Genomic DNA, 26,641 nt, shown 5'->3' with positions numbered 1-26,641 from the left:
TTCGAACGATGCTCACATGGCGGCCGAGCGCATGACCGTTTCTCCCGCTGAGGGCGTGGAAAAGACCAGGCTCACTTCGTTGGGGTCCAGTCGGTATGCGGGGTTCAGACTGGCACGCAAGGCACGGTGAACCAGGGCTTGTGCCGACAGGCGATGCCAATCTTCTGGCACGCGCTGACCATTGGCCACGCCCAGCACCTTCAGCTTGTGGCGGATCAGGGCATCCAGAGCCGGCCCGAGCTTCACGGCCTCGTCCAGCTTGGACAGGATGACGCCGGCACAGGCATGAGCCTGGTAGGCCGTCATCACATCTTCAATGGCATCACCCTGAGACGAGGCATTGACCACCAGCACCTTGCGGATGCTGCGGTGCGCCAGCATGTCGAGCAACTCCTTGGTACGGCCATCACGCTGGGCCATGCCTGCGGTGTCGATCAGCACCAGTTTCTTGCCGGACAGCAATTCCAGCAGGTCTTCCAGGGCAGCACGGTCATGCGCCATGTGCACCGGCACACCCAGGATGCGGCCGTATGCGCGCAGTTGGTCATGGGCACCCACGCGATAGGCATCCAGCGTGATCAGGCCCAGGTTCTGTGCACCATGCTTGGCTGCAAACATCGCAGCCAGCTTGGCTGTGGTGGTCGTCTTGCCGACACCGGTCGAGCCGATCAGGGCAAACACGCCACCCTGGTCTTCGATGGCAGCTTCATTGTCTGCGGTGTTCAGGTTGCGTTGCAGCACCTGGGCACCCCAGTTGTGCTCGTCCTGGGCGCCGTTGCTCACATCGGCTGGCATCGCGTCCAGCATCTTGCGGATCAGCACCGGCGAGAAACCACCGTCCAGCAGCTTTTGCGCGAGGCTGGCCTGAGCGGGTGTACGACCGAGCTTCTCGATGAAGGCGATGGTTTCGAAGCGCTCTTTCATCATGGCGCGCATCGCACGCAGCTCTTCCAGCATCGAGGCATTGGCGTCTTGTGCAGCCTTGAGCGCCTGGGCGGTGGCTGCATCGACGCGCTCGCTGGCTGGCGCACGGCTGGGCGTGACCGCAGCCATGCTCAGGTCCATGTCGGCAACCACAGCACGTGCCGGCTGACGAGCCGCCACAGCCTTCGGTGCAGCTTGAACAGCTTCGCGCACCACGGGCGGTTCAGCACGCATAGGCAGCACCTGTGCTGCACGCGGTGCTTCTGCCAGATCCACATGGGCGGCCGGTGCAGACACCGGCGCAGGCCGAGGATTGACACTACCCAGGCGCTGCGACAGTTGCTGCTCTGGCGTGCCTTCCAGCGCGGGCTCGGTGCGGGTCTTCAGTGCAGCCTGGCGACGCTTGAGCATGCGCTCGCGCACGTAGTCCTGGAAGGACAAGGTGCTCATGGCCAGTTGCTTGACATCGTCCTGTACCGAAGCGACCAGGCCAGATGCACCAGTGCGACCTGCCGAGGGTTCCTTGCGGCCATCCATCTCGGGCTCATCGCGGCCCAGCTTGTCACGCAGGCGGGACGCTGTTTCGCGCGACAGAGCCGGCTCGACAGCGACCTCCGGTTCTTTCGCATATGACTCGATCGCAGGGACGCTGTCGCCCGCCATCGCCAGGATTTCAATGCCCCCCTCGGGTGCCGGCTTGGTCGACAGCACCACGGCGTCGTCGCCGAAGGCCTGCTTGACCTTCTGCATAGCCTCACGAGAGTTCCGTCCGGTAAAGCGTTTGACGTTCATGCGTGGCCTCCAATCAGGGTACCAATGCGGATCGAGTGGGTTTCAGGGATTTCGCTGTGGCCCAGCACCTTCAGACGGGGTGCTGCGCGCTTGATCAGTCGGGCCACCATCGGGCGGATCGAATCGGGCACCAGCAGGCAGGCCGGGTGACCCATGTTTTCCTGGCGCTGGGTGGCTTCGGCGGCCTGGCGGGTCAGGTGGTCGGCCACGCCCGGGTCGAGCATCGGGCCGTTCTGCGAGGTCAGGGCCTGGGTCAACAGACGCTCCAGATCCGGTTCGATGGCGATCACATCGAGCTCCTTCACCGGACCATAGATCTGCTGCACGATGGCCGGGGCCAACCCGATGCGGATACGGCGGGCCAGTTCGGTCGGGTCGCTGGCGATCTGCGGCGACATGGCCGTCTGCTCTGCCATGGTCTCGATGATGGAGCGCATGTCACGGATGTGCACGCCCTCTTCGAGGAGCAGTTGCAGCACTTTTTGCAGGGTGGCGATTCCGACCATCTTGGGGACCACGTCTTCAATGAGTTTGGGGGCCAGCTTCGTCACATGCTCTACCAGTTGCTGGGTCTCGACCCGGCCAAGCAACTTGGCTGCATGGACTTGCATCAAGTGTGAGAGATGTGTGGCGACTACGGTCGATGGATCAACCACGGTGTAGCCCGCCATTTGCGCGGCTTCACGCTGGCGCTCCTCCACCCAGACGGCAGGCAGACCAAAGGCCGGGTCCACCGCAGCCGTGCCCTTGATGGGATTCGTCACATGCCCCGGGTTGATCGCCATCAGCATGCCGGGGAACACCTCGCCCTCGCCGACGATGGCGCCACGCAAGGTGATGCGATAGAAGCTGGGCCGCAGCTCCAGGTTGTCCTTGATGTGCACGGACGGCGGCAGGAAGCCCACTTCCTGCGCAAACTTGCGCCGCACGCCCTTGATGCGGGTAAGCAGGTCCCCACCCCTGTCCTTGTCAACCAGCTGGATCAGGCGATAGCCCACCTCCAGACCCAGCGTGTCCACAGGCTGCAGATCGTCCCAGGTCGCTTCGCCATTGTTCGCTGGTGCATCGGCCGGCTTGTCAACGGGCTTGGGCGCCCGGGCAGCGGCTTCAACCTGCTTCTGCAGGTGCCAGGCCCAGTAGCCCAGGCCTGCCGCGAACGGCACGAACACCAGGAACGGCATGCCCGGGATGACGCCAAGCAGACCAATGACCCCCGCAGCCACCCCGATGACTTTCGGATTGCGGAACATCTGGCCGGCAATCTGCGCGCCCATGTCCTGGTCCTTGCCGACCCGTGACACCACCATGGCCGCAGCCACCGAGATCAGCAGCGCAGGAATCTGGGCCACCAGCGCATCACCAACGGCCAGCAGCACATATGAGCTCGCTGCATCACCGGGCGACAGATCGTGCTGGGCCACCCCGATCACGAAGCCGCCAATGATGTTGATGAACAAAATCAGGATGCCGGCAATGGCATCGCCACGCACGAACTTCGAGGCACCGTCCATGGCACCGTGGAACTCGGCCTCTTCACCCACTTCGCGACGGCGGCGCTTGGCCTCCTTCTCATCGATCAGACCCGCATTGAGGTCCGCATCGATGGCCATCTGCTTGCCGGGCATGGCATCCAGGGTGAAGCGGGCCCCCACTTCGGCGATCCGTTCGGACCCCTTGGTCACCACCACAAAGTTGATCACCACCAGGATGGCAAACACGATGATCCCGACGGCAAAGTTGCCGCCAATCAGGAAGTGCCCGAAGGATTCGATCACGCGGCCCGCTGCGCCGGGACCCGTGTGGCCTTGCAGCAGCACCACGCGGGTCGACGCCACGTTCAGCGACAGCCGCAGCAAGGTGGTCAGCAGCAGCACGGTCGGGAAGGCGGCGAAGTCCAGCGGACGCAGCATCGTGGCCGACACCATCATCACCATCAACGCCATGGCGATGTTGAAGGTGAAGAAGATGTCCAGCACCAGCGGCGGCAGGGGCAACACCATCATCACCAGCACGAGCAGGACGACGATGGGGGCACCCAGCATCTGGATGTGTTTGGCTTTGCCTCCCAGGAGGTTTTGCACTTGTTGCAGCATCGGGTTCATGCTTCAGCCTCCACGACCTTGCCGTGTTGCGGATCGAGTTCAGCCGGCACCTGCAGATCTGGCAGGTTGCCAGGCAACGGTGCCCGGCCAGCCAGGGCAGCCTTGAGCTGGTAGACGTAGGCCAGCACCTGGGCCACGGCGTTGTAAAGCGCCATCGGCACCTCGGCGTCGACCTCGGTGCTGGCGTACAGGGCACGGGCCAGCGGTGGTGCCTCGAGCACAGGCACCTTGCTGGCCGTGGCGACATCGCGAATGCGCATGGCCAGCAGGTCCAGCCCCTTGGCCACCACACGCGGCGCCCCCATGGAAGCCTCGTCGTACTTCAAGGCCACGGCATAGTGAGTCGGGTTCATGACGACCAGGTCGGCCGTAGGTACCGCTGCCAGCATGCGCTTGCGGGCCATTTCACGCATGCGCTGCTTGATGCGCTGCTTGACCTCGACATTGCCTTCTTGCTGCTTGAATTCGTCCTTGACTTCCTGATGACTCATGCGCATGCGCTGCATGAACAGGAAACGCTGCAAGGGCCAGTCGATCAAGGCAAAAGCTGCCAGCACCAGCAGCATCGACATCAGCACCTGCTTGAAGAGCTGCCCCAGGTCCGCCAATGCCGAGGGCAAGGGCTTGGCCAGCAAATCGACCAGATTGGGCCAGACCTTGTAGAGCACGCCAGCACCCACAGCGCCGATGATCAGACCCAGCGCAGAGGCCTTCAGGGCATCGATGATCTGCTGCTTGGACAGCAGGTTGCCCACCCCGGCGATCGGGTTGAGCTTGCCAAACTTGGGAAACACCACCTTGAAGGACATCACCCAGCCGCCCGACAGCACCGCTGCGGCGACCGATGCCAAGGCCACACCCAGGCCAAAGGGCACCACCATCATGAGCGCCTGACTGCTCCAGGTGCCCAGACGCTCGAACATCACATCGGGATTGGCGACACTGCGGGCATCAAAGCGCAGCCCCGCATGCAACTGCTCCTGCAGGCGCTCCATCCACACGGGGGTCAATGCGATCAACACCCCGGTGGCAGCCAGGATGACTAGAAAGTGGCCCAGATCACGCGAACGGACAACCTGCCCGTCCTCGCGGGCTTTTCTCAGCTTCCGCTCCGAGGCGGGTAACTGCTTGTCCTGTGAACTGTCGTCGGCCATGGCGTGCAAACAAAAAAACTGCGGTGCTGGCCCGATTCTTCAGGACATGTAAAAAATCTTTAGCCGGATAAGCAGGGCCCAAAACCTGCTATTCATTGGCTTGTAGCCAAGCCGGTGCAATCCCCCATGCAAACCGGCTTATTTCCTTGTACTGACAATGGCGGTTCTCCGCTAAGCTCCAGACCCATATGGCCAACACGCCGGCATTCCAACGCCACTATCGACACGTCCTCGGTCGCAGCGCCGAATTGGCGCACCTGATCGTCAATGACGTCCGAAATTCACTGCGCAGCGCCAGTGCCGATCTCGCCATGGCGCAAGATCGCAGTCAGCTTTTTCAGGTGTCGGAAGCCCTCGCCAGTCAGGGCTTGCGCTTTGAGGCCGCACTCGAATCCAGCTTCATCAAGACCATCGAATCGTCTTATGACGAGGGAACGGGCGTTGGAGGCAAGCCCACCCTCGACTCCCTGAGACTCGATGACCTGACGCTGGTCGATGAGGACCAGGCCGAGGTCGACATCGAGATCTCGCGGACGGTTCAGCTCGTCGAACTGAAAGCCGAGTGGGAATGGCGTGAGCTGCAGGCCCTGTCGGCCACGCTGCAAGGTGAAATCAGCCTGCGCCCTGAGGCCAACCCTTTTCGCCCCGTGATTTATGCACGGGGTTTCAGCAAGGCTGTACAAAGCCTCGGCTTGCCTCCGGCCGGTCGCAACATGCTGCTGCGCCTTGGGGGCAAAGCGCTGGCTGATCGCCTGCAGGGGCTGTACGCGGACGTCTGCGCCGATTTGCAGCAGCAAGGCGTCAGCCCCCTGGCCTACCGCGCCGTGACCCATCCCCGCACCACCCACCACTCCGAGGTGGACATCACCCAACCTGGCGCCTTGCAAAATCTGGCCCAACGGGTTCCCGTGGCAGCGGACGACACTGCGCCGCTGTCGCCCAGCGAGCGCAAGACCCTCCACCTGCTGTCTGGGCTGTTCAATCAGATGGTCCAGGATACCGAACTCCAACCCGGGATCCGCCGCCTCATCGGTCAGCTGGAAGCGGCCGTGTCACGCATGGCCGTTCAAGATCCCCGCGTGCTGCGCACGGCACAGCACCCGGCGTGGCGCCTGATCAACGAAATTGCCTCGTTCGCCACGGGGTATGAAAACACCGACAACATCCAGCTGCACCAGTTTCAAGCCTTTCTTGAACCGCTGATCGAGCAACTCTCCACCTCCCCCACCCCGCTGGCGGACCAGTACGAAGAGGCGATCTCCCAGATTCAGGATTTCATCGAGCAACAGGATCAGGCCCAACTCAAGCCCAATCAACAGGCGGTGAGCCGACTGGAGCGCGCAGACCACCAGCAGACGCTGATGCCCATCCTGCGCCAGCAGGTCCGCGAGCAACTGCTGGCCAACCCGGTCGTGGAACTGGTACAAAGCTTCCTGCTGGGGCCTTGGGTCGAGGTCATGGCCAAGACCATGTCCTCACCTGAGCACGATGAAGCCCTCATTCAGTCCATGCTCCGCGTGGTGGAAGACCTCATCGGCAGCCTGCAACGCCCCACCACCCTGGCTGAGCGCGATGCGTTGCGACAGAACCTGCCTGACCTGATCGAACGCATCCGCCAGGGCATGGCCCTGATCGACATGCCGACAGAGGACCGCGGTGCGCTGCTGGACGAGTTGCGCGGCATCCATGGTCGCTATCTGCGAGCCATGCCCAAACCTGCACGAGAGCTGACCCCCCAGGAGCTCGTCCAGCAGATGCGCGACGAGATCTTCCCCCCCATGGGCCAGAGCGGTTTCGAGTTTGACGAGGTGCAGCCCGTCATGAACACGGGCCTGGGTGACCTGCCCACGATTCCCATGGGCCTGGGTGACGAACACGACGAGTCCCTCGCCGAAGAAGCCGTGGACCGCTGGCTGGACTCCCTGCGCAGCGGCGCCTGGTACAAACTGTTCGTGGAAGGTGAATGGATCACTGCCCGCATGCTGTGGGCCAGTGCCAACCGCCGCTTCTTCCTGTTCACCAACAACAAGACCAGCCAGATGCACGCCTTGAGCAAAAGGGCGCTGGAGCGGCTGCGCCACGAAGGCCTGGCCACCAGTCTGGAAGAGCGCAGCATCATGCAACGGGCCGTTGACAGCCTGATGCAGGACCTGGACGACTGAACCGCCAGCCGACTCAGTCGGCGGTGGCCGGCACCACCGTCCAGTTCTGCTTGATATGGCCCTGGTTGTCGACACTTTCCAGGTGCACCGTGAAGCCCCACAGGCGCCCTACATGCTTGAGCACCTCCCGGGTGCTCTCGCCCAGCGGCCTGTCGTTGTGCTGGGTATGACGCAAGGTCAGTGAGCGGTCACCACGCAGGTTGACGCTCCACACCTGGATATTGGGCTCGCGCGAGCCCAGGTCATACTGCCTGGACAAGGTTTCCCGCAAGGCCTGGTAGCCAGCCTGGTCATGGATGGCACTCACCTCGTAGGTGCTGGCCTCCTCTTCGTCACGGATGGCAAAGAGCCGGAAATCGCGCATCACCTTCGGCGACAGGAACTGCCCGATGAAGCTCTCGTCCTTGAAGTTGCGCATCGCATAGTCCAGGGTCGTGAGCCAGACATGGCTGCCCGGCGCAGCGCCCTTGGCGGAGCCTGCAAAATCAGGGAACCACAGCCGGTCTTCCTCCGTCGGGTTTTCGCAGATGCGCCGCAGATCGGTGTACATCGCAAAACCCAGCGCATAGGGGTTGAGACCGCTGTAGGCCCGGTGGCCGACGGGCGGCTGGAAAACCACATTCGTGTGCGACTGCAGCCATTCCATCATGATGCCGTCGGTCAGCCAGCCGTTGTCGTACATGGTGTTGAGCAGGTTGTAATGCCAGAACGTGGCCCAGCCCTCGTTCATCACCTGGGTCTGCCGCTGCGGATAGAAATACTGCGCCACCTTGCGCACGATGCGCACGATCTCGCGCTGCCAGGGCTCCAGCAACGGGGCATTCTTTTCGATGAAATACAGCAGGTTCTCCTGCGGCTCCGACGGGAATCGCCTCACCGACTCATCCTCGGTCACACGGTCAGCTCGCCGTGGCAAAGTGCGCCACAGGTCGTTGACCTGCTGCTGCAGATAGGCTTCACGCTCCTCTCTGCGAGCCAACTCCTTGTCGAGCGACAGCTTGCCCGGCCGGCGGTAGCGATCCACCCCATGGTTCATCAGGGCATGACAGCTGTCGAGCATTTCCTCGACTGCATCGACCCCGTAGCGCTCCTCACAACGCGCCACATAGTTCTTCGCATAGACCAGGTAGTCGATGATGGACGATGCATCCGTCCACATGCGAAACAGGTAGTTGCCCTTGAAAAAACTGTTGTGGCCATAAGCCGCATGGGCGATCACCAGGGCCTGCATGGCCATGGTGTTTTCCTCCATCAGGTAGCTGATGCAGGGGTTGGAGTTGATGACGATCTCATAGGCCAGGCCCATGAAGCCGCGCCGGTAGTTCTTCTCCGTGGCGATGAACTCCTTGCCGTACGACCAGTGCCGGTAGTTCACCGGCATGCCCACACTGGCATAGGCGTCCATCATCTGCTCGGCGGTGATGATCTCCAGCTGGTTCGGATAGGTGTCCAGCTCAAAACTCTCCGCCGTCATGCGGATGATGTCGTGGTACTGCTCGATCAGCTCGAACGACCAGTCCGACGGTCCGGGCAAGGGCTTGTCGATCATGCGTCCACCCCTTCCTTCTTGAAGAGTTCACGGAACACCGGGTAGATCTCCGACGGGTCGAGCACCTTGCGCATGGCAAAGTTCGCATGCGTCTCCGACAGCGCCATGTACTCGTCCCACAGATTCTGCTCAGGCTGCGCCACCTGCACATAGGCAAAGTAGCGCACCATCGGCAGGATCTTGTCCTCCAGGATTTCCCGGCACCGGGGCGAATCATGGTGCCAGTTGTCCCCGTCACTGGCCTGCGCCACATACAGGTTCCACTCATGGGTCGGGTAGCGGGCCTGGATGATCTCGTCGAGCAGCACCAGGGCGCTCGACACCACCGTGCCCCCGGTTTCCGTCGCATGGAAGAAGTCGTTCTCGTTGACCTCCTGCGCCTGGGTGTGATGGCGAATGAAGACCAGCTCAATCTTGTCGTAGTGCCGCGTCAGGAACAGGTAGAGCAGGATGAAGAATCGCTTGGACAGTTCCTTGCGCTGCTCATCCATCGAACCCGACACATCCATCACGCAAAACATCACGGCCTTGGTGGTGGGCACCGGCACCCTCACCCGACTGCGGTAGCGCAGGTCGATCGGGTCCAAATAGGGAATGCCTTTGACCCGCCCGTACAAATGCGCCAGCCGCGCTTCAATCTGCTCGATTTCGACCGCATGGTCGTGGGTGAGCGCATCGTCGCCCGCCTCTTCCTCTCGACGCAACGCGGCCAGCCGCTCTTCCAGTTCACGGATCTCGCGGCGGCTGGATGCACCCAAGGCAATGCGGCGTCCCAGGGCACCACGCATCGAGCGCACCACGTGCAGGTTGTTGGGCGTGCCATCACTGGAGAAACCAGCCCGGTGGCTCTTCCATTCCGGAATCTCGGCCAGCGCCGTGCGGACCAGATTCGGCAAGGCCAGGTCTTCGAAAAAGACCTGCATGAACTCTTCCTTGCTCAGGGTGAAGACAAAGTCATCCTCTCCCTCGCCGCTGTCACTGGCCTGACTCCCGCCACCACCCTGCCCACCACCTTGCGGCTTGTCGATGCGGTCACCTTGCACATACTCGCGGTTGCCCGGGTGCACCACATCGCGTGTGCCCCCATCGCCATGGTGGAACACAGGCTGTGACAAATCCCGCTTCGGGATGGTGATGTCTTCGCCCTTTTCGATGTCAGTGATGCTGCGGCCATTGATGGCACGCTGCACCGCCTTGCGGACCTGCTCTCTGTAGCGCCGCAGAAAGCGCTCCCGGTTGCCGATCGACTTGTTCTTGCCTGCCAGCCGTCTGTCGATGATGTGTTGACGCATCGGATGTCCGTTTCTGCACGTCCTGGGCGTCCTGTCAGCGGGGCCGCAGCCCCACCGTCAGGATGACTTGCGCACGCGGAGGTACCACTCGCACAGCAGGCGCACCTGCTTGGCGGTGTAACCCTTTTCGACCATGCGGTTGACGAAGTCTTCGTGCTTCTTGACCTCGTCGGCGCTGGCCTTCGCGTTGAAACTGATGACCGGCAACAACTCTTCCGTGTTGCTGAACATCTTCTTCTCGATCACCGTGCGCAGCTTCTGATAGCTGGTCCACAGCGGGTTCTTGCCGCCGTTGTTGGCACGTGCACGCAGCACGAAATTGACGATCTCGTTGCGGAAGTCCTTCGGGTTGGCGATGCCGGCCGGCTTTTCGATCTTCTCCAGTTCGGCATTCAGTGCCGCGCGATCGAAAATCTCGCCCGTGTCGGTATCCCGATACTCCTGATCCTGAATCCAGTAATCGGCGTAGGTCACGTAGCGATCGAAGATGTTCTGACCGTACTCGGAATAGCTTTCCAGATAGGCCGTCTGGATCTCCTTGCCAATGAACTCGGCATAGCGCGGCGCCAGCATCTCCTTGATGTAGGCGATGTACTTCTGCTCGGTCTCGGCCGGGAACTGCTCGCGCTCGATCTGCTGTTCCAGCACGTACATCAGGTGCACCGGGTTGGCCGCCACCTCAGCCGCATCAAAGTTGAACACCTTCGAGATGATCTTGAAGGCGAAGCGCGTGGACACACCACTCATGCCTTCGTCTACACCCGCGTAGTCACGGTACTCCTGGATCGACTTGGCCTTGGGGTCGGTGTCCTTCAGGTTCTCGCCGTCGTACACCTGCATCTTGCTGTAGATGCTGCTGTTCTCAGGCTCCTTCAGGCGCGTGAGGATGGCGAACTGGCTCATCATCTTCAGCGTGCCTGGAGCGCAGGGGGCCGCCGACAGCGACGAGCCACGCACCAGCTTCTCGTAGATCTTGACCTCTTCGCTCACGCGCAGGCAGTACGGCACCTTGACGATGTAGATCCGATCGAGGAAGGCCTCGTTGTTCTTGTTGTTGCGGAAGGCCTTCCACTCGCTTTCGTTCGAGTGGGCCAGCACCACCCCATCAAACGGAATGGCCCCGAAGCCTTCCGTGCCCTTGAAGTTGCCTTCCTGGGTGGCCGTCAGCAAGGGGTGCAGCACCTTGATGGGTGCCTTGAACATTTCCACGAACTCGAGCAACCCCTGATTGGCCAGGCACAAGCCGCCCGAATAGCTGTAGGCATCGGGGTCGTCCTGGGCATAGGTTTCCAGCTTGCGGATGTCGACCTTGCCCACCAGCGAGCTGATGTCCTGGTTGTTCTCATCACCCGGTTCGGTCTTGGCAATGCCCACTTGCTTCAAGATGCTCGGGTAGCGCTTGACGACCTTGAACTGGCGGATGTCCCCACCGAACTCCTCTAGCCGCTTCACGGCCCAGGGGCTGAGGATGCGCTGCAGGTAACGGCGTGGAATGCCGTATTCCTTTTCGAGGATAGGGCCATCTTCGCTGGGGTCGAACAAACCCAGCGGGGACTCGTTCACCGGCGAGCCCTTGATGGCATAAAAAGGCACCTTTTCGGCCAGTTGCTTGAGCCGCTCGGCAATCGACGATTTGCCCCCGCCCACCGGGCCCAGCAGGTAGAGAATCTGCTTCTTTTCTTCCAGCCCTTGCGCGGCATGGCGAAAATAGCTGACGACCTGCTCAATGGCATCTTCCATGCCATAGAACTCTTCGAAGGCGGGGTAGATCTTGATGATCTTGTTGGTGAAGATGCGCGACAGCCGCGGGTCATTGCGCGTGTCGATCATCTGGGGCTCACCGATCGCCAGCAGCATGCGCTCGGCGGCGGTGGCAAAGGCTGTCTTGTCCCGTTTGCAGATCTCGAGGTATTCCTCCAGCGAGTACTCTTCCTCACGGGTGCGCTCGTAGCGCGCGGCGAAGTTGCTGATCACGTCCATGCAGACCTCCAGAACCATCGACACAAGCCATCAATGCTGGGGGATCCGCCGGCAAAACGTCTGGTGACCCGGCGCGACCACACAAGCATCGCCATAACACCAAAGATCGTTGAAACAGCTATCAGACCAGAGCCTGACTTGACAGGATTGGACCCCTTATCTTTGCTGTTCCCTTGGGCCTATCTTGCACCTTTTTTATGAAGTGCGTGCAAGTCATCCAAATTAGACGCGTCAAGTGTTGCTTGTGGCACGCACTTCCTCCATAGAGGTGATCCCTGCCAGCACCTTCTCGAGGCCATCCTGACGCAAGGTATGCATGCCTTCCCGCATGGCCTGCTGCTGAATTTCCTCAGCCCGCCCACCGGTCTGAATCAGCCGACGCAATTCCCGGCTCATGGTCATCAGTTCATGCACCCCCGCACGGCCCTTGTAGCCGGTCTGGTTGCACTTGGGGCAGCCGGCACTGTGGAACTTCATGAGCTGGCCATCTCGACCAAAGCGCCGCTTCCACTCAGCCAGGACCGCGGCCGGCTCGAAGGCTGGCACGCCCTTGGGAACCACCTGCAGATAGTCCCGCAACATCAACTCGACCTCGTCCTCGGAAGCGGGTTCGGCCACCTTGCACTCATTGCAAAGACGTCGCACCAGACGCTGCGCCAGCACCACCAGCAAGGAGTCTGCAAAGTTGAACGGATCCATCCCCATGTCCAGCAAGCGGGTCACGGTTTCAGGCGCGCTGTTGGTGTGCAGGGTCGACAGCACCAGGTGACCAGTCAAGGAGGCTTCGACCCCCATGCTCGCCGTTTCCTGATCGCGCATTTCACCGACCATGATCACATCCGGGTCGGCCCGCAGGAAAGCCCGCAGAGCCTTGGCAAACGTCCAGTCGATCTTGGGGGTGACCTGCACCTGGCGCAAGCCCGGCTGGGTGATTTCAACCGGGTCTTCCGCTGTCCAGATCTTGCGCTCCGGCACATTGATGAAGCTCAGCGCCGAATGCAGGGTCGTGGTCTTGCCGGAACCTGTTGGCCCCACGCACAGCACCAGTCCGTATGGACGCTCCATGGCCTCCTTCAGACGATCCAGATTCGACGGGCTCAGACCAATCTTGTCCAGTGGCAAAGGCTTGGCCGAAGCCAGGATCCGCATCACCACATCTTCCATCCCGTTGTTGGTGGGGATGGTCGCCACCCGCAATTCGATCTTGTGTTGCGGCACGAAACGTGCGAAGTTGATCTTGCCATCCTGAGGCTTGCGGCGCTCAGAGATGTCGAGATCGCACATGATCTTGATCCGCGCGATCATGGCGCTGCGGTAGTTGTGCGGCAACTCCAGGTAAGGCGTGAGGACACCGTCTTTGCGGAAGCGAACCCGGACCTTTTCCCGCCCCGGATAGCTTTCAATGTGGATGTCGGAGACGCCCTGGTTGTGCGCCTCGATGATCATGGTGTTGATCAGCCTGACCAGCGAGTTGTCGCTCTGCTCAATGGCCGGCTCATCCTCCTGCAAGGGTTCCTGACGCTCCCGCTCCAGGCTCTCCATGAGCTGATCGGACGACTGCAACTCCAGATCGAACTCGCCAGACAAGGCGTTGTTGCGACCATAGGGATCTGTGGTGACGTCGGCACCAATCTTGGCGTAGGCATCCTTGAGCGCCCACTCCAACTGGGTGTGCATGGCCAGCACAGGCACGATCTTGCACTGGGTGATGAACTCCAGCTCGGACAAGGTCAAGCGCTTGCTCGGGTCTTCCACCGCGACAATCAGCGCCCCATCGCGCAGCAGCAAGGGCACCACCATCAGCCGGTGGGCGATGCCGAAGGCCACCTTGCGCAAGGCATCGGCCTCTATGGGAAACTTGTCCAGATCAACCAGGGGGTAGCCCATCTTGCGGGCCAGCGCAGTCTGCAGGTCATGGCGGGTCACCAGCCCCATCTGCACCAGCAACTCACCCAAGGGCACGCTGCGGTCATGTGTTTGCCGCTCAAGTGCATCCGTCAGCTGCGTCTGGGTGATCAGCCCCAGGGCCATCAGGGCTTCGCCAATGCGCACCATCGGCATCTTGCTCTGCTGGCGGATGGCATCCATCAGCTGATCTGGTGTCACCACATGCTGCGTCAGCAGGATGTCGCCCAGCTTCTGGTTGCGCATCTGGGCCTGCACCTCGACCGCCTGCTCCACCGCCTCCTGGGTGACCGCATGGCTGTGCACCAGCACTTCGCCGATCTTGGCACCCACCTCGAAATGGCCCAAGGCCTCGCGCGGCACGAAGAGCCGCGTCACATCCCCGGCGTCATCAACCGGCGGAAACAGGAACAGGCCGATGTCTGTCTCGGCATGACCCATGGTCAGCCCTTCCTTGACCTCGCCAGACGTGAACGTCACCCGGTAGGACACACAGGCCCGATGCGTCAGCATGTGCGCATGCGGGTCCGCCTCGTCCAGCGTGGCCGCTTTAGGCTTGAAGACCCGCGTCAGATGCAGGCTGCGAAACTGGTTGAAGCGCAGCGCCATCGTCGTGCGCGACGGTGGCACCTGGATGTGCGCCACCTCTTCTTCCGGCACGAAGAAGCTCAGCCGGCCCTTCATGATCCGACCGTTGAGCCCCTCGATCTCGCAAGGCTCATGCTCGATTTGCTGGCTGGCAGCCGGGTAGATCGCAAACGGCGGTGTTGGCCAACAGAAGCCGACCGACTCGGTCTCGTCTTCGACATCGCCAGGCAGCATCAATGTCGGCATCGGTGGCGTTGCGGCCGTCTCAGGCGCACCGTTGCCTGGCTCCGACAAAGGGCCATCCCAGTTCAATGGTGGCAAAGGGGACTCGGACATGGCACTCCTAGGTACACGGCCAGACTGCAGGCGTGAATGATTGCCATGCTATGAAATCGACGCAGGCAATGAAACGGGTAAATGAGGCCTTATTTCACACCATTTGACACTCAGACCCACTCACCGGTCACGGGGACTGATGCCAATCTGAAACACCGTGTCCGGCAGACGTCCGTTTTCATCCATGGGCAGGGATTCGGTCTTGTCGATGGCACGCAGCACCGCCGCATCCCATGCGGGGTTGTTGCTCGGGTCCAGCAAGCGCCTCGACAGGATGCGCCCATCAGGTGCACAACGGATCTCGACAAACACCGTGGGGTTCCCGTTGATCACTTCCGTGAACACGATGTTGGGGATGATGCGTGCGCGCAACCTGGCCCCATAGCCCGACGATGGACCAGCTGACCGCGGCGCCGTACCGGCAGAACTGGACCCATGCCCTGCTGTACTGGATGTGCCTGTTCCGAGTGCATTCATCATGCGTTGCAGATTGGCCTTGCGTTGCGCTTCCAGTTGGGCGTTGCTCAAGGTCGGCTGGGTTGCAGATTTCTCAGCCGGCTTGTCAGTCGACTTCTTGTCCGCCACCGGCTGGGACTTCGGTTTCGGCTCTGCCTTGCTCTGAACCTTCGGCTCCGGCTTGGGTTCTGGCTTCGGCTTGACCTTGGGCTCGGGTTTCGGTTCCGGCTTCGGCTTGGGTTCTGGCTTGGGCTCGGGCTTGGGTTTCACCTTGGGGGGAACCTTGGTGACGATGTCCGCATGGCGTTCCGGCTCGACCTTGGGCTCCACCTTCGGTTCAGGCTTGGGCTCGACCACCGGCTCGGTCTTGGCGGGTGGCTCAGGCGGCGTCGGCTCTGGTGGCGGTGTAGGAGCAGGAGGTGGTGCAGCCTGTTCAGCCGCCGTTTGCGGAATCTCCGACCAGACTTCGGCCTCCAGCACATCCTGGCTGCGGGTACGCCAGCTGACCCCCAGGGCCAGGGCCGCGACCAGCAGCACGTGGGCCAGCGCGGCGAGCGCAGCCCCCTTGCCCAGGCCATCAGCTGAATGGGGTCGAAACGCCGCGCCGTCCACGGGTTCAGACTCCAGTGGTCTTGACCGTCAGGCCAACCCGAACCACGCCGGCACGCTGCAGGGTGTCCATCACCTTGACGACCTCCTCGTAACGCACGTCCTTGCGGGCACTGATGATGACCGGCGCCGCATTCGGGCCTTCCGGCGTCGCGTCCTGTGCGGCCTTCACGCGGGCCGCCATGTCGGACACCGACAGCTTGCCGCTATCTTGATGGTCAATCCGCAAAGTGACCTTGTCACCCTCATCGACCACGACCTCGATGACCTTGTCCGGAGCCTGGCGAGCCTTCCCGACGCTGGGCAGATCCACCACGCCGGTCGGCATCAAGGGCGCACTGACCATGAAGATGATGAGCAACACCAACATGACGTCGATGAACGGCACCATGTTGATTTCGTTCTTGATGCGGCGCCGGCGCCCGCCAGCACGTGCATTGAGCTCGGCCATGATTCAGCGCCCGGCGGGTGCGGCGCGCCCTGCCTCGACGGGGGCGGCCGGCTGCACATTGCGCGCCAGGATGTTGGAGAACTCCTCCATGAAGGACTCCAGCTGGATCGCGATGCGGTCAATGTCTCGGGAGAAGCGGTTGTACGCCAGCACGGCCGGGATGGCCGCAAAGAGGCCAATGGCTGTCGCCACCAGCGCCTCAGCGATACCCGGCGCCACGGTGGCCAGGGTCACCTGCTGCATGTTCGACAAACCGGTGAAGGCGTGCATGATGCCCCACACGGTGCCAAACAGGCCGATATAAGGCGACACCGAGCCAACCGAGCCCAGGAAATCAAGCCGGGCCTCAATGACATCCATTTCACGCTGGTAACTGGCCCGCATCGCGCGGCGCGAGCCATCCAGCAAGCTGGCGGCATCCACCACACGGCGTTCACGCATCTTCAGGAACTCACGCATGCCGGCGGCAAAGATCCGCTCCTGTGGCGACAGCGGCCCATCTCCGCGGGTCGCATCCTGGTAAAGCTCCTGCAGCGTGCGGCCGGCCCAGAACTCCCGGTCGAACTCGTCGTTGTCGCCCTTGACGCGCTTGAGGCCGATGGCCTTGCCAAAGATGACGCTCCAGCTGGCGAGCGACACACCGAGCAGCAAAGCCAGCACGATCTGCACCACCACACTGGCATGCCTGACCAATTCGATGATGGACAAGTCTTGATTCATGAGTCTGTCTACCTTCAACCCGTGATTGTGACGGATCAGGACTGCCTCACCGGCAGCAGCTTGAGGATATCTTCAGGAATGCGGCCCGGCTTGAACGCACCGGTCGCGGTGTTGGCGCCCGGCTCGGCTGGGCACACCCACCCGATACGGACCTGACCTTCGGCCAGAAGTTCATCTTGTCGCCAGGCCTGCTGCTTGAGCACCAGGCTGACGCGGCCCTGTTCCACCAACAACGTGGTGACGACGATCTGATCATCGAGTCGGGCCGAACGCAGATAGCGCATCTGCAGGTCACTGACCACGAACATGCCCTTGCCCAGCTTGCGCAAGGTTTCCTGAGACAGGCCCAGATCGCGCAACCAGTCGGTGCGGACACGTTCGAAAAACTTCAGGTAGTTGGCGTAGAACACCACCCCACCAGCATCGGTATCTTCCCAGTAGACCCGGATGGCCATCTGGTAGTCACACGCAGGACGCTCGGTTTCTGTTTTCATGTGGCCCGATTATGTATCGGGACAGAGCCACTTCCCTGTGTCAGAGGAAATCGGCCGCCTGTACGGCCTGCAAGGTGATCTGCATGACGCCGTCTCGCTCGCGCCCACGCAGCCACCACACGGCCCCCTTGCGAATGGTCCAAGGCAGATCATGCCCAGCCAGCAGCCGCGCCGCGACCATCCCCAGAGTGGGCTGGTGCCCGACGATGAGAACCGGGTCCTTGGCATCCGGCCAGCGGGCCGCTTCGAGCAACTCATCCACAGAGGCATCAGGGGCCAGCGCGGGCACGGTCTTGAAAGCCCTGTCCAGCGCCTTGGCCGTCTGCTGGGTACGGCGCGCCGGGCTCACCAGCACGCGGGTGGTGTCTGCCATGCGCTGGTTCAGCCAGGCAGCCATCCGTTCGGCCTGCCGTTCACCCTTGGGTGTCAAGGCCCGCTCCAGATCGTCTCCAGCCGGGTCAGTCAATGGATGCGCCTGGGCGTGGCGCCAGAGGATCAGGTCCATCAGTCCGGCTCCTTGTCACGGTATCGCTCCATGAGTGCACGCTGGGCACTGGGGCCATCGGTTCCCACACGCTCGTAGCAACCGTCGGCACGCTGCTCCCATGCATCACAGCCATCCAGCAGATAGGGCACCAGGCACTCGTCGATGACACGCTGGCGCAAGACGGGGTCGCGCACCGGCCAGGCCACTTCGATGCGGCGCGTCATGTTGCGGTTCATCCAGTCGGCACTCGACAGGTACACCACCTCTTCATGGTCTTCATGGCCCCAGCGAAGGTAGATGACGCGCGTGTGCTCGAGCATGCGCCCCACCACGGAGCGGACCCGGATGCGGTCGGTCAAGCCTTCGATACCAGGGGGCAGCACACAGGCGCCCCGCACGATCAGATCAATGCGCGCACCTGCTGCCGCGGCGTCGATCAGGGCGCGGATCAAGGGCTCGTCGGTCAGTGCATTGACCTTGACGACAATGCGCGCCGGCAAACCCGCACGCGCTGCGTCGGCCACACGGCCCATCATGCGGATGAACTGACGCTGCATCGAAAACGGCGACAGCATGAGCTGACGCGGCGAACGTGGTTGCGACAGGCTGGACAGTTGCTGGAACACCAGGTCGGCATCCGATGTCAGCTCGGCGTTCGCCGTCAGGTACCCGATGTCGGTATAGAGCTTGGCCGTCTTGGGGTTGTAATTGCCCGTAGACAGGTGGGCATAGCGGCGCAGTCGCGCACCCTCGCGGCGCGTCACCAGCATCATCTTCGCGTGGGTCTTGAGACCCACGATGCCGTACACCACCTGCGCCCCCAGGGCTTCGAGCCGCTCAGCCCAGTTGATGTTGGCTTCTTCGTCGAAACGGGCTTTCAACTCCACCACGGCAAGCACTTCCTTGCCTCGGCGCACGGCCTCCAGCAGGAGGTCCATCAATTCAGACTCGCTACCCGTGCGGTAAATGGTCTGCTTGATCGCCAGCACGTCCGGGTCGTAGACCGCTTCGCGCAGGAACTCGATCACCGAACCAAAAGACTCGTAAGGGTGATGCAGCATCACATCCCCGTCCTGCAGGCGATCAAAAATGCCGCCCTGGCGCGGCAAGGTTGCCGGCCAGCCCGGCTGGTAATGCGGGAACCGCAGATGATCGCCCTTGCACTGGTCAATCAACTGGGTCAGCCGGACCAGATTCACCGGGCCATTGGCCTTGTAAAGCGCCTGCTCAGGCAAGCCAAATTGTTCAAGCAGGAAGTCGGACAAGTCTCGCGGGCAACTGTTGACCACTTCCAGGCGGATGGCCTGACCGAACTGCCGGGTGCTCATTTTCGAACGCAGCGCCTGGCGCAAATCGGTCACATCGTCTTCGTCGACATCGATGTCCGAGTCACGTGTCACGCGGAATTGCGAGAAGGTCAGCAGGTCACGTCCGGCAAACAACTCATGCAGGTGGGCGCGGATCACGCTGGACAACAGGACAAAGCACTGCCGCCCACCAGAGATGTGATCAGGCAGGCGAATCACCCGCGGCAGGACACGCGGAATGCGCACGATGGCGATCGCGCCATCTCGGCCAAAAGCATCCCGACCGCCGAGCTTCACGATGAAGTTGAGGGTCTTGTTGGCCACCTGCGGGAAAGGGTGCGACGGGTCCAGCCCAATGGGCACCAGCAGCGGCCGCACCTGCCGTTTGAAGAAATCGGCCACCCACTCGCGCTGCAAGGGGTTGCGGTCATCGTGGTTGAGGATGTCGATGCTGGCGTTCTTCAGTTGCGGCCCGACCACCTCGTTGAAGATGCGGTACTGCTCTTGAACCAGGGCATGGGTGGCGTCTGACACATCTGCCAGGTAGGCCGGGTCGATCCCGGTGCCGGCCATGCGAGACGCTTCCAGCACGTCGGCATAACGCACCTCAAAGAACTCGTCGATGTTGGACGACACGATGCAGATGTAACGCAGCCGCTCCAGCAGGGGCACGTCCTCGCGTTGCGCTTGAGCCAGCACCCGGCGATTGAACTCCAGGATGGCATGTTCACGGCTAAGCAAACTCACGCGCGGGGCTCCCTTGTCTTTATTGGCTGGCGAATTCATGACTTCCTGACTGTGACTTCCCGAACAACAACACACCACGGCATTTCAGGCCAATAGATGCGGCATAACGAGTTTAAAAAATGAACGTGACGCCATGATGACAATTCGGTGACACATGTACAGCCCCGGCAAGCCCTTGTTCAATGCGCTGCCTCCCAGTTCGGGCCGGCACCCACTTCGGCCACCAAGGGCACCTTCAGCGCTGCGACCGAAGCCATCAGGGCCGGCACCTCGGTCTTGACCCAGTCCAACTCGCCTTCGGGCACCTCCAGCACCAGTTCATCGTGCACCTGCATGACGATGCGACTGGCCTTGTTGTGCGCGTCCAGCGCCGCCTGCACAGCAACCATGGCCAGCTTGATGAGATCGGCCGCCGTCCCCTGCATGGGGGCGTTGATGGCCGCGCGCTCTGCTCCGCCGCGGCGCGGGCCATTCGGGCTGTTGATCTCGGGCAGCCACAGGCGTCGACCGAAAACGGTCTCCACATACCCTTGTGCCTTCGCGGCCGCACGGGTGTCATCCATATACCGCTTGACGCCCGGGTAACGCTGGAAATACCGGTCGATATAGGCGGTCGCCGCACTGCGCTCGATACCCAGGTTGGAAGCCAGCCCGAACGCACTCATGCCGTAGATCAGACCAAAGTTGATGACCTTGGCATAACGGCGCTGCTCACTGTCGACCACACCGGGCGGCACGCCAAAAATCTCGGAGGCCGTCGCACGGTGCACGTCCAGTCCTTCAGCAAACGCGCGCAGCAGGTTCTCATCCTCTGACAGGTGCGCCATGATGCGCAACTCGATCTGCGAGTAGTCGGCCGACACGATGACATGGCCCGGTGGCGCAATGAAGGCCTCTCGAATGCGCCGCCCTTCCTGGGTCCGCACCGGGATGTTCTGCAGGTTGGGGTCGTTGCTGGCCAGACGCCCGGTCACGGCCACCGCTTGCGCGTAGTTGGTGTGCACCCGGCCGGTCTCCGGGTGGATCATCAAGGGCAGCTTGTCGGTGTAGGTCGATTTCAGCTTGGCCAGCCCACGATGCTCCAGGATGCAGGCTGGCAACGGGTAGTCTTCTGCCAGCTTTTCCAGCACTTCCTCATCGGTCGAAGGTGCGCCAGAAGCCGTCTTCTTGATCACCGGCAGCCCTTGCTTGCCAAACAGGATTTCACCAATCTGCTTGGGCGAACCCAGGTTGAAGGGTTGCCCAGCCAGTTCGTGCGCACGCGCCTCCAGTGCCATCAGGCGCTGCGCCAGCTCGTGGCTCTGCTGGTTGAGCTTGTCCTTGTCGATCAGCACACCATGGCGCTCGATGCGCTGCAGCAGCTTGGCCACAGGCACTTCCATGCGCTCGTAGACATCCTTCAGCGCCGGCTCTGCCTGCAATTGCGCCCACAGGGTATCGTGCACATGCAAGGTCAGATCGCTGTCCTCGCAGGCATATTGCGAGGCCTTCTCGACGCTCACCTGAGCAAAAGGAATCTGTTGCGCCCCTTTGCCGGCCACGTCCTCGTAGCTCAGCCCCTTGCGGTCCAGGTGGCGTTGCGCCAAGCTTTCCAGACTATGCGGGCGGTGGGCCTCCAGCACATAGCTTTGCAGCATGGTGTCGTGTGCATAGCCTTGCACGGCAATGCCATGGTTGGCGAGCACATGGATGTCGTACTTGATGTTCTGCCCAACCTTGAGATGCGTGGGCGACTCCAGCCATGGCCGCAGACGCGCCAGCACCCCCTCAAGAGGCAACTGAGCGGGCGCATCCACCCCGGCATGGGCCAGCGGCACATACGCCCCCTCGCCCACCTGCGTCGACAGCGACAAGCCAACCAGGCGCGCCCGCATCGGGTCCAGCGAATCGGTTTCGGTATCAAACGAGGTGATGGGGGCCGACTCGATGCGCTCGATCCAGCGCAACAAGCTGGCCTCATCCAGCACGGTTTCGTAGCGGGTCTCGATCGGCGCCCTGGTCACGGCGAGCTGTCCGTCGTCGGAGCCGAACAGATCGGCCGTCGCGCCCGCAACCCCACCGGCAACGGCACCCGATGGCGCCGATTGCTCCATCTCGCGCGCCAAGGTCTTGAAACCATGGCGAACCGCAAAGTCCTTCAAACCCGCGCGATCCAGATCACGCAATGCCAGGGCCTCCAGCGCAGGCCAGCCCGGCACGTGGGCACTCAGATCGCAATCGGTCTTGACTGTGATCAGCTGGCGCCCCATGGGCAACCAATCCAGTGCCTTGCGCAGATTCTCGCCAGCCACCCCTTTGATGGTGCCTGCTGCGGCGACGATGGCATCCAGCGACCCGAACTCGGTCAACCACTTCACCGCCGTCTTGGGGCCCACCTTCTCGACACCCGGCACGTTGTCGACGGTGTCCCCGATCAAGGTCAGGTAATCAATGATGCGGTTGGGGGGCACACCGAACTTGGCCACCACACCGGCCTCATCCAGCCACTCGTTGGTCATGGTGTTGACCAGGTTGACCTGCGAGGTCACCAACTGCGCCAGGTCCTTGTCGCCCGTGGAGACCACCACCCGGTGGCCCGACAGCGCACCGACACGAGCGAGCGTGCCAATGGCGTCATCGGCTTCGATGCCCGGCACTTCCAAAATGGGCCAGCCAAGCAGACGCACCACTTCGTGAATGGGTGCAATCTGCGCGGCAAGATCCTCTGGCATGGAGGGTCGATGGGCCTTGTACTGCGGGTACCACTCGTCACGGAAGGTGGGTCCCTTGGCATCAAACACGCACACCGCATGTTCTGCCTGCACATCCTTGAGCAGGCGCCTGAGCATGTTGACCATGCCGTGCATGGCACCGGTAGGCTCACCCTGGGGCCCACGCAGATCGGCCATGGCGTGATAGGCGCGGTACAGGTAGCTGGAACCATCCACCAGCAAAAGCGTGGGCAGCGAAGAAGATGATGCGGGACTGTTCATGCACCGATTGTCCAACAGGGCTGACCTGGAATGAAAAAGGCCGGCTTGCGCCGGCCATCAATCAGAAGGAAACCTGTGACTCAGAATTCAGCCGTGCCACCAAACGTCACCAACATATTGGTGCGATTGGGGGACTTCTTGTTGAAGAAGATGTCCAGACCGGAATGCAGGCGGAAACCCGGCATGATGGGGAACGACAAACCCGCACCGATGTACGGCATCACCCGGCTGCTTTGATCCTTGAACGCAGAGCCATCACCCAACTCGCCCCGGGCATTGGTTTCAAAGTAGCCCAGGCCCGCGCGCAGGTGGTTGGTGAACGTGCCAAACAGCTCAGCCTCCAGGCTGATGCCCAGACCAGCCCCCCAGGAACGGTTGCTCTCAGTCAAGATGGCGGAATCAGCGACCCCTGGACCAAACGCCCTGGCCTGCTTGCCGAAATAGAAGTAAGTCACCTCGTAAGCCCAGTTCGGCGTGGTCTTGTAGCCAACGAACAGCTTGGACGCGTCCGTGGCACGGTCACAGGCCACGGCCCCACGGCAGTTGTTGGGCACGGGCAAGCCCAGACCATAGGACACGCCAACGTAGACGGATTTGTCCGAGCTCTGAGCCGAAGCCGGCATGGTTCCCATCAGCGCGGTGACCGCTGCGGCGACAAACGACAGACGTTGAAACGACACGGAACGCAGGGCATGGATACTCATGGTGTTGAACCGACTCCTCTTCGGCAACTAATGGTTAACCCGTGCAATTTAACGGGTTTCGATTTGGCGTGTGTGGAGTCTGCCACAGGGCCTTCTACAATCACCATCTCGAGATACCCTGAGCGACAAGGGTTTACGCTCAAAACCCCCCTGCTTGAATACCCTCCTGTCCGAACTTCTCCATGGCTGTTTTCACTGAAGTCACTCCTGCTGATGCCTCCCCCCTGCTGTCTTCCCTCGGGCTGGGTTCCCTGCGCTCCATTGAAGGCTGTGCTTCCGGGATCGAAAACACCAACTACTTCGTCAGCACCGACCGCGGTGACTACGTCCTGACGCTGTTCGAACGCCTGAGCTTCGAGCAGTTACCCTTCTATCTGAACCTGATGCGCCACCTGGCTGAACGGGGCATCCCGGTTCCCGCGCCTCAGGCCGATGCGAGCGGCACCATCCTCCACCAACTCAAGGGCAAGCCGGCTGCAGTGGTCACCCGCCTCAAGGGACGCAACCAGCTGGCCCCCCAAGTGCCACATTGCGCCCAGGTTGGTGCCATGCTGGCACGCATGCATGTGGCTGGGCAAAGCTATACCGCCCAGCAGCCCAATCTGCGCAGCCTGCCCTGGTGGAACGAGACGGTTCCGGTGGTCGTACCCTTCCTGGACGCAGAACAACGCGCCATGATCGAGGCCGAGCTGGTCGACCAGAATGCACTGGCCGAAACGGCGGCCTATCAAGGCCTGCCGCGGGGCCCCATCCACGCTGACTTGTTCCGCGACAACGTGATGTTCGATGGCCCGACCCTGGCGGGTTTCTTCGACTTCTATTTCGCCGGCTGCGACACCTTCCTGTTCGATATCGCCGTCTGCCTGAATGACTGGTGTATCGACCTGCCCACCGGCGAGCTGGATGACGCGCGCGCCCAGGCCTTTGTCGCCGCGTACGATGCCGAGCGCCGTCTGACAGACGATGAACTGGCCCTCATGCCGGTGCTGCTCCGTTCTGCCGCTCTGCGCTTCTGGACATCACGCCTGTGGGACTTCCATCTGCCTCGTGACGCTGCCATGCTGCAACCACACGACCCGCGGCATTTCGAGCGGGTGCTGAAGCTGCGTCGCAGCCAGCCCTGGTCTTTCATCCGCCCGAGCCAAGGCTGAAATGACATGAAGCTGCGCTCTGTCCCCGCACGCATGGGGCTGACCTGGATGGGTCATGGTTTGCGTGCCTGCGCCAGGCAGCCCATGGGCTTCATCGGCCTGCTGGGCATGGTTGCCTGCGCGGCCATGGTGACGCTGGGGCTGCCCGTTCTGGGGCCGTTCGTGGTCATCGCCGTCATGCCAGTCATCTGGATGGCATTCATGCTGGCCAGCCGACGTGCCATCGAAGGTCAACGGGTCACCCCTTCGGTGCTGATCGAACCATTGCGCGCGCAGGAAGACATCACCAAGGTGTGGATGCCCCTTGGGGGTGCCTACTTGCTGAGCGTGCTGCTCATCAAGATGCTGGCTGACCTGCTGGGCCCTGGTCCGGAAGTACTGGCCGACGCATTCGAGTCAGCCAAGGACCTGTCTGAAGCGCTCAATGCCCCTGCTGTTCAGACCGATCTGCTGTGGCGCCTGGCACTGACCATGCCTGTTTCGCTGCTGTTCTGGCACACCCCTGCCCTGGTGTTCTGGGCGCGGGTTCCCTTGCTCAAGTCCCTGTTCTTCAGCGCCATGGCCTGCTGGCACAACATCGGCGCCTTCATCCTGTATGGCCTGAGCTGGACAGCCGCTGTCGCCGCACTGGGCTTGGCGGGCGAATTGTTCAGAATGGCCTCCCCTGAGCCGATCCTGTCCAACATCCTGATGGCCATCGGTGGGCTCTGGCTGGCATCGGCCTTTTACGCGTCGCTGTACTTCACCGTGGTCGACTGCTTTGAGCCGGCCAGTCCGACACCAACAACAGACGCCCCACCCGACGCGGCAGGTGAGGCCTGACGCTCAGCTGTTGACGCGGGCGACGCCGTCCAGCGCACACGCCATCACGGCATTGCGCAAGGCAGCAATGGCCTCGTAGCGCGTGAAACTGCGACGCCAGGCCAGCACCACGCGCCGCGAAGGCACCGGTGGCTTGAAAGGCACGAACGCCACATGCGGATGGGGCTCGGCGGGCACCGACAACTGCGGCACGACCGTCACCCCCATGCCCGCAGCCACCATGTACTTGATGGTTTCCAGCGAAGAGCCTTCAAAGCTGCGGCGAATGCCTTCCGCATCGCTGGAGAACCGGGCGAACTCGGGGCAGACATCCAGCACCTGGTCACGGAAGCAGTGCCCCGCACCCAACAGCAGCATCGTTTCCCGCTTGAGTTCCTCGGCACAGATTTCCTTGTGGCTGGCCAGTTCATGCGATTTGGGCACGGCCACCAGAAAAGGCTCGTCATACAGGGGTGCCACGGCCAGCCCTGCTTCGACGAAGGGCTCAGCCAGAATGGCGCAGTCCAGCTCACCCGCGCGCAACATCTCCAGCAGCTTCACCGTGAAGTTTTCCTGCAGGATCAGCGGCATTTGCGGTGTCAGCGTGATGGCATTGCGCACCAAGTCAGGCAGCAGATAGGGCCCGATGGTGTAGATCACGCCAAGCCGCAAGGGCCCTGCCAGCGGGTCCTTGCCCCGCTTGGCAATTTCCTTGATGGCCTGCGCCTGCTCCAGCACCGACTGCGCCTGCCGCACGATCTCTTCGCCCAAGGGCGTCACTGTCACCTCGGTGCTGCCACGCTCGAAGAGCTTCACATCAAGCTCGTCCTCGAGTTTTCGGACCGCCACCGACAAGGTCGGCTGCGACACGAAGCACGCCTCAGCCGCGCGCCCGAAATGGCGCTCGCGGGCCACGGCAACGATATAGCGAAGTTCAGTCAGCGTCATGGCCTTGATT

The 26,641-nt window shown here is 62.0% G+C and carries 19 protein-coding genes; 3 read left to right on the top strand and 16 right to left on the bottom strand.

The window, feature by feature from the left end; genetic code table 11:
* Nucleotides 1-12 precede the first annotated feature (12 nt).
* Genes flhF through flhB form a run of 3 tightly spaced genes read right to left on the bottom strand, consistent with a single transcriptional unit; the run spans nt 13 to nt 4,972 of the window.
* Nucleotides 13-1,716, bottom strand: a complete 1,704-nt coding sequence (gene flhF / locus ACE3PH_RS05795) for a flagellar biosynthesis protein FlhF (protein WP_374317049.1) — start codon at nt 1,714-1,716, stop codon at nt 13-15.
* The gene (flhA, locus tag ACE3PH_RS05790; protein WP_374317048.1) at nt 1,713-3,818 is read right to left on the bottom strand and encodes a flagellar biosynthesis protein FlhA; all 2,106 of its coding nucleotides are present in this window, start codon (nt 3,816-3,818) and stop codon (nt 1,713-1,715) included. Before flhA ends, flhF begins: the two co-directional genes overlap by 4 nt.
* Nucleotides 3,815-4,972, bottom strand: a complete 1,158-nt coding sequence (gene flhB / locus ACE3PH_RS05785) for a flagellar biosynthesis protein FlhB (RefSeq protein ID WP_374317047.1) — start codon at nt 4,970-4,972, stop codon at nt 3,815-3,817. Before flhB ends, flhA begins: the two co-directional genes overlap by 4 nt.
* Before the next feature lie 188 nt (nt 4,973-5,160).
* On the opposite strand from flhB, the gene ACE3PH_RS05780 reads away from it, so the two are divergent.
* Nucleotides 5,161-7,134 (top strand): DUF1631 family protein, encoded by a 1,974-nt coding sequence (locus tag ACE3PH_RS05780; protein ID WP_374317046.1) that lies wholly within the window; start codon nt 5,161-5,163, stop codon nt 7,132-7,134.
* A 13-nt stretch (nt 7,135-7,147) separates the two neighbouring features.
* Here ACE3PH_RS05780 and ACE3PH_RS05775 read toward each other — a convergent pair whose 3' ends face one another.
* The 12 genes from ACE3PH_RS05775 to ACE3PH_RS05720 form a co-directional block, all read right to left on the bottom strand.
* The gene (locus ACE3PH_RS05775; RefSeq protein WP_374317045.1) at nt 7,148-8,683 is read right to left on the bottom strand and encodes a SpoVR family protein; all 1,536 of its coding nucleotides are present in this window, start codon (nt 8,681-8,683) and stop codon (nt 7,148-7,150) included.
* Nucleotides 8,680-9,975 (bottom strand): YeaH/YhbH family protein, encoded by a 1,296-nt coding sequence (locus tag ACE3PH_RS05770; RefSeq protein WP_374317044.1) that lies wholly within the window; start codon nt 9,973-9,975, stop codon nt 8,680-8,682. The genes ACE3PH_RS05775 and ACE3PH_RS05770 overlap by 4 nt, the downstream gene beginning before the upstream one ends.
* A gap of 57 nt (nt 9,976-10,032) precedes the next feature.
* Complete coding sequence (locus ACE3PH_RS05765) at nt 10,033-11,955, bottom strand: PrkA family serine protein kinase (RefSeq protein WP_374317043.1); 1,923 nt, start codon at nt 11,953-11,955, stop codon at nt 10,033-10,035.
* Nucleotides 11,956-12,186: 231 nt separating this feature from the next.
* Nucleotides 12,187-14,784, bottom strand: coding sequence for an ATPase, T2SS/T4P/T4SS family (locus ACE3PH_RS05760; RefSeq protein ID WP_374317042.1), 2,598 nt, complete (start codon nt 14,782-14,784; stop codon nt 12,187-12,189).
* Nucleotides 14,785-14,904: 120 nt separating this feature from the next.
* Nucleotides 14,905-15,852, bottom strand: a complete 948-nt coding sequence (locus ACE3PH_RS05755) for an energy transducer TonB (RefSeq protein ID WP_374317041.1) — start codon at nt 15,850-15,852, stop codon at nt 14,905-14,907.
* A 4-nt stretch (nt 15,853-15,856) separates the two neighbouring features.
* Nucleotides 15,857-16,300, bottom strand: a complete 444-nt coding sequence (locus tag ACE3PH_RS05750) for a biopolymer transporter ExbD (protein WP_374317040.1) — start codon at nt 16,298-16,300, stop codon at nt 15,857-15,859.
* A 3-nt stretch (nt 16,301-16,303) separates the two neighbouring features.
* On the bottom strand, nt 16,304-17,020 hold the full coding sequence (gene tolQ / locus ACE3PH_RS05745; protein WP_374317039.1) for a protein TolQ: 717 nt from the start codon (nt 17,018-17,020) through the stop codon (nt 16,304-16,306).
* A 35-nt stretch (nt 17,021-17,055) separates the two neighbouring features.
* Entirely contained in the window at nt 17,056-17,514 is a 459-nt protein-coding gene (locus tag ACE3PH_RS05740) for a YbgC/FadM family acyl-CoA thioesterase (RefSeq protein ID WP_374317038.1), read from the bottom strand.
* A 40-nt stretch (nt 17,515-17,554) separates the two neighbouring features.
* Nucleotides 17,555-18,019 carry a histidine phosphatase family protein gene (locus ACE3PH_RS05735; protein ID WP_374317037.1) on the bottom strand — a complete coding sequence of 155 codons (465 nt, stop codon included), beginning with the start codon at nt 18,017-18,019 and terminating at the stop codon, nt 17,555-17,557.
* Complete coding sequence (gene ppk1 / locus ACE3PH_RS05730) at nt 18,019-20,094, bottom strand: polyphosphate kinase 1 (protein WP_374317036.1); 2,076 nt, start codon at nt 20,092-20,094, stop codon at nt 18,019-18,021. Before ppk1 ends, ACE3PH_RS05735 begins: the two co-directional genes overlap by 1 nt.
* 140 nt (nt 20,095-20,234) lie before the next feature.
* Nucleotides 20,235-23,027 carry a DNA polymerase I gene (polA, locus tag ACE3PH_RS05725; protein WP_374317035.1) on the bottom strand — a complete coding sequence of 931 codons (2,793 nt, stop codon included), beginning with the start codon at nt 23,025-23,027 and terminating at the stop codon, nt 20,235-20,237.
* An 80-nt stretch (nt 23,028-23,107) separates the two neighbouring features.
* Nucleotides 23,108-23,731: a hypothetical protein gene (locus ACE3PH_RS05720; RefSeq protein ID WP_374317034.1), complete on the bottom strand. Its 624-nt coding sequence runs from the start codon at nt 23,729-23,731 to the stop codon at nt 23,108-23,110.
* A 182-nt stretch (nt 23,732-23,913) separates the two neighbouring features.
* Between ACE3PH_RS05720 and ACE3PH_RS05715 the strand changes: the two genes are divergently transcribed.
* On the top strand, nt 23,914-24,882 hold the full coding sequence (locus ACE3PH_RS05715) for a homoserine kinase (protein WP_374317033.1): 969 nt from the start codon (nt 23,914-23,916) through the stop codon (nt 24,880-24,882).
* 6 nt (nt 24,883-24,888) lie between these two features.
* Complete coding sequence (locus ACE3PH_RS05710) at nt 24,889-25,704, top strand: BPSS1780 family membrane protein (protein WP_374317032.1); 816 nt, start codon at nt 24,889-24,891, stop codon at nt 25,702-25,704.
* A gap of 3 nt (nt 25,705-25,707) precedes the next feature.
* Here the strand turns inward: ACE3PH_RS05710 and ACE3PH_RS05705 are convergent, their stop codons facing one another.
* A complete protein-coding gene (locus ACE3PH_RS05705; protein ID WP_374317031.1) occupies nt 25,708-26,631 on the bottom strand; it encodes a LysR substrate-binding domain-containing protein in 924 nt (307 codons plus the stop codon).
* Between the last annotated feature and the right edge of the window lie 10 nt (nt 26,632-26,641).

Origin of the sequence: Aquabacterium sp. (assembly GCF_041909175.1) — a bacterium.
Lineage (GTDB): Bacteria > Pseudomonadota > Gammaproteobacteria > Burkholderiales > Burkholderiaceae_C > Aquabacterium.
This window is presented reverse-complemented; position numbering and strand designations above follow the sequence as displayed.